The organism is Marivita sp., assembly GCF_017643905.1.
Classification (GTDB): domain Bacteria; phylum Pseudomonadota; class Alphaproteobacteria; order Rhodobacterales; family Rhodobacteraceae; genus Marivita.
Genome location: NZ_JAEPMO010000236.1, coordinates 1 through 4,224 on the forward strand (window position 1 = coordinate 1; position 4,224 = coordinate 4,224).

Annotated in this window: 3 protein-coding genes and 1 pseudogene; 1 reads left to right on the forward strand and 3 read right to left on the reverse strand. The window is 58.5% G+C overall.

The window, feature by feature from the left end; genetic code table 11:
* The 3 genes and pseudogenes from JJ869_RS22360 to JJ869_RS22370 all read right to left on the reverse strand — a co-directional run.
* Positions 1–357, reverse strand: a pseudogene (locus JJ869_RS22360) (aminopeptidase P family protein); the annotation flags it as partial.
* 72 nt (positions 358–429) lie between these two features.
* Complete coding sequence (locus JJ869_RS22365; RefSeq protein WP_292270964.1) at positions 430–1,239, reverse strand: SDR family oxidoreductase; 810 nt, start codon at positions 1,237–1,239, stop codon at positions 430–432.
* Between the two features lie 22 nt (positions 1,240–1,261).
* Positions 1,262–3,004 carry an extracellular solute-binding protein gene (locus JJ869_RS22370; protein ID WP_292270967.1) on the reverse strand — a complete coding sequence of 581 codons (1,743 nt, stop codon included), beginning with the start codon at positions 3,002–3,004 and terminating at the stop codon, positions 1,262–1,264.
* 297 nt (positions 3,005–3,301) lie between these two features.
* Here JJ869_RS22370 and JJ869_RS22375 point away from each other — a divergent pair.
* Positions 3,302–4,224, forward strand: a 923-nt coding sequence (locus tag JJ869_RS22375) for a sugar ABC transporter substrate-binding protein (RefSeq protein ID WP_292270970.1), incomplete at its 3' end; no start/stop codon positions are given.

Sequence of the window (4,224 nt, forward strand, 5' to 3'; positions counted from 1 at the left end):
ATAACGCTTGTGATGCACTGCAGCAGACCCGAAATCCCAGACATAGGGGGAGTCGTCGCCTGTCAGCAGGCAGAACCGGCACATCTTGTCCCGTTCCCACTCGCCGATTTTGGTCGCGCTGACATAACGGATGTTGTTGACATCAAACAGCAGCAGCGATCCGGCATTGGAGTTCTGCAAGGATTGCCGGGTGCGCGCGAGGCGATAGCGGCGCAAGCGGTCATGGTCGACGCGCTTTTCGAAATCGACCGAGGTGTGACCCCAGGCCGGGATCTTGTCACGCCATTCCCAATTGGTTTCAAGATCCTGCGGTGTGAGCAGGTTGGGCATCAGTGCATTGCCGGGGCGTTCAGACATGGGACTACTCCTTTCGGGTGCAGCCATGTGCACCCGGTGTATTGTGAAAACGTCTGGATAAGTTGAGGCGGTCTACTTGGTGACCCAGCCCCCATCGATTGAGATCATCTGACCCGTCATGTAATCGCTGTCATCACTGGCGAGAAACGATGCGGTGCCGATGATGTCGTTGGGGTAGGACACCCGCTTGATCACAAGGGCAGTGTCCACGATATCCTCGTAAGCCTGACCTTCGCGTTCCTTGAAACCGATTTCGACGAGATCCTTGTCCAGCTGTTCCCAAAGTGGTGTGACGACGACGCCGGGTGCGTAGCCGTTGACGGTGATATTGTGCTCGGCCAGCCCCAGAGCGCCACACTCGGTCAGCGCAAGGCAGCCATATTTCGACGTGCAATAGACTGTCACATCCACCAGCGGCTTCTTCGACGCGATAGAGCCGACATTGATCAGCTTGTACGGGTGATCCTCCATTGGGCCCTGCTTGATCATCTGGCGGGCGGTTTCCTGCATGCCCAGCCACATCGCCTTGGTGTTGACGTTCATGATCATGTCCCAGTTGTCTTCGTCGATATCCATGAAGAAACGGGGCTTGTTCAGACCTGCGTTGAACAGGCCCACATTGATGGAACCGAAAGCCTCAACGGTTGCTGCCACGGCGGCCGCGTTGTCTTCGCGCTTTGTCACGTCCATTCGGACCGCAATCGCCTTGCCATTGCCTTCAGCGTTGATGGCGTCGGCAACCTGCTGCGCGGTGTCGCCGTCCAGATCACCAAGGCAGACATTTGCACCTTGCGCCGCAAAAGCGCGTGCGTTGGCCTCACCCATGCCGCGTGCGGCTCCGGTGATCAGGATGTTTTTACCTTTCAGGCGGTTCGGGTCCATGGTCTCTCCTCCACTGTCGCGTCTATTCGCGGGGTTTTATCAAAGCGTCTGCACGGGCCTGTGCACGTCGCAGAGTGTCGCGCGGTGACGAGATCCCGCGCAGCATGTCGTGAAATTCTTCACCGCAGATCTGAAAGATATCGGCGATCTCGGGCACAGGCGGGCGCGGCCAGAATTGCAGCTCGTCGCGCCAGGACATTCCGTCGACCGCCTCAAAGATCGGAGAGGCGCGTCGCACCTCCGGATCCGATCCGACGGAGTAGCGCGGGTTGGTGCGGCTTCCATTCTGGACATACAGCTTTTGCGCCTCCGGCGAGGTGAAAACCTGCAGGGCCTCGACCGCTGCGGGAATACGCTCCGGCGCCAGGTTGGCTGGAATGCCCATGGCGTAGCCGCCTACCGGCGCCACCGGCGTTGCGCCCGGCCCTGGGGGATGCGGCAAATACCCAGTCTGCCCATGCGCGGGTGAGGTTTCGTCCAGTTCGAAATACGGCGCGAGCAAGGTATAGCCATAAGCCATCGCCACTGTGCCTGCTGCATAGGGGCGGACGCGCTCATACCAGGACATCGACAGGATGTCGGGCGGCGAATACTTGAGCAGGTCCAGCAGGTATTCCGCCGCCTCCAAACCGGCCTCGGTGTCGATGGTCGGGCGGTAGCGACGCTGGCTCAGATGATCCGTGTCAAAGCCGCCCGCGAATTCCGGCAAGTCCAGCACCGGCTGGCCGAAATCCGCCATGGTCATCAACACGGTATGTCCCAGTGCCGTGCCGCGTGCGGCGTTCCAGGCGATACCATAGCGGCCGCGTTTGGGATCATGCAGCAGGCTGGCGGCATGCAGCAGCATTTCCGTGGTCGTGGGCGGCTCCAGTCCAGCTTCAGCAAACTGATCACGGCGGTAGAACAATAACTCGGGTGTTGTTTGCGCAGGTACACCGTAAGCGCGAGCACCCCAGTGGGTGGCCTTCCAGCCCGCAGTGTGAAAATCGGCCGGATCAAGGCGCGACACGTCCATCGCCTCGTCCAGCGGCATGAGCACACCCTTTTCGGCGAATTCACCGATCCAAGGCAGGTCCACTGCGATAATGTCATAGCGACTTGTTGGGCGTTCTGCATTGCGCAGCGCCTCTTCACGCAGCCTGTCGATAGAAAATGCACGCTGATTGATCTGCGTACCGACAACCTGCTCGAACTGCCGCTTGAGATGGTCCATGACCATGAAGGTCGGGTCGCCGTGGACCAGCACACGGACACCGCCCGAAACCCTGATCGGTTCGCTGCGAACAGTCAGCGGCGGAATAGACTGCGCAGAGGCGTAACTGCCTCCATAATAGTAGTCGCGTGCATCATCCGAACGGTCCTCGCCACCAAACCGCTGTTCTGCAAGCCGGCGGACACGAGCAGATACTTGCATCCACTGTGCCAGCAGTTTGTCGCTGGGATGCATGGAATAGCTCTTGCCGGACCGGGTGCGCGGGCGCTGTTCAATGAGGCCAGCGTCAACCATGTCCTTGAGCCTGCGGGTCGCTGTTGCATAGGGGACCCGGCTTGCCCCAATAAGCGATGTGGGGGTGATCACCTTGGCGCCGAAGTGCCCTTGCATCAGGTGCAGCGCCATACGCAGGTTTGGATTGGGGGCGACAAGATCAATGGTGTCTTCCACCTCGTCACTGAGCTTTTCAAGGAAAGTTACCATATCCAGCAGTTCCGGTGCGCGGTTGGCACCGGTCGGATGAGGATGGCTTTTTCCCAGGAGAGCGTTCATCAAGGGGCCTTTGTCCTTGTGTGTGGCGGGTGCGGCGGGTTTATCCGTTCTGGATTTCTCTGAGCGCGGCATCAGTTCCCCTTTAAAAATGTCCAAAGTGGCACTCGGAGCATACGTAGAAAGTATCCAAAATGGATATCAATTTATCCAATACGGATATTTTAGATGAATGACGGAGGCTGTGCCGCGGTCAGATTGATTGCAGTCGTTCAGCGAAGGCGGCTCTGCGCCGTGGAGCGGTGAAGAGCACCATCTTTGCCAGGCTGAAGACAAAAGGTTTAACGGGAGGACCCAAATATGACACTTCGCAAGACACTTGCCATGACAACCGCGGCGACGCTGGCCTTTACAGGCGCGGCCTTCGCCGAAGGTCACGGAGTCATGAAGATCGGCATCACGCAGAACAACGTCGGTGTCGACAGCTACCAGACCACCTACGAAAAGGCATTCATTGCCGCCGCAGAGGCCAACGACAAAGTTGAAGCTGTCGTGCTTGACGCGGGCGGCGACGTGGCACGCCAAATTGCCCAGATGGAAGACCTTATCCAGCAGGAAGTCGACGCAATCATCATCTGGCCGACCAATGGTGAAGCGGTGATTCCCGCGGTGCGCAAGGCCCACAACGCCGGCATTCCGGTCATCGTCACCAACTCCAACATCGCCGAAGCCGGGTTTGACTTTGTTAAATCCTTCTCCGGTCCGGACAACATCACTCAAGGGTCACGTTCGGCCGAGATCATGTGTGATCGCTTCAAGGCGTTGGGCATCGAGAACGAAGCAAAGGTTGTGCACATCACCGGCCAGCCGGGCTACACTACGGCAATCGAACGGGCCAAGGGGTTCAACGACCGTCTGCCCGAGGTCTGCCCGAATGTCGAACAAATCGACGAGCAGCCAGGTGACTGGAACCGTGAAAAGTCCCAGCAGGTGATGGAAGCATTCCTTGTCAAGTATGATGACATCGACGGTGTGTATTCCGGCGATGACAACATGGGTGTTGGCGCAATGAACGCAGCGATCGCCGCTGGCCGCGAAGGCATCACCTTTGTTGGCGCGACCAACTTTGCCGTGGGCTACGAGGCGATGGAAGCCGGGACCTATTGGGGTTCGATCTATCAGTCGCCGGTCGATGACGCCGAAGCGGCGCTCAAGACCGCAATTGATGTGCTGAACGGCGAGGACGTACCCTTCCTGAACTATTTCGATACGCCGAAGATTAC

What these genes read in the sequence shown, in the direction of transcription:
- JJ869_RS22370 (WP_292270967.1), bottom strand. Translation starts at nt 3,004, where the DNA reads ATGAACGCTCTCCTGGGAAAAAGCCATCCTCATCCGACCGGTGCCAAC.
- JJ869_RS22365 (WP_292270964.1), bottom strand. Translation starts at nt 1,239, where the DNA reads ATGGACCCGAACCGCCTGAAAGGTAAAAACATCCTGATCACCGGAGCC.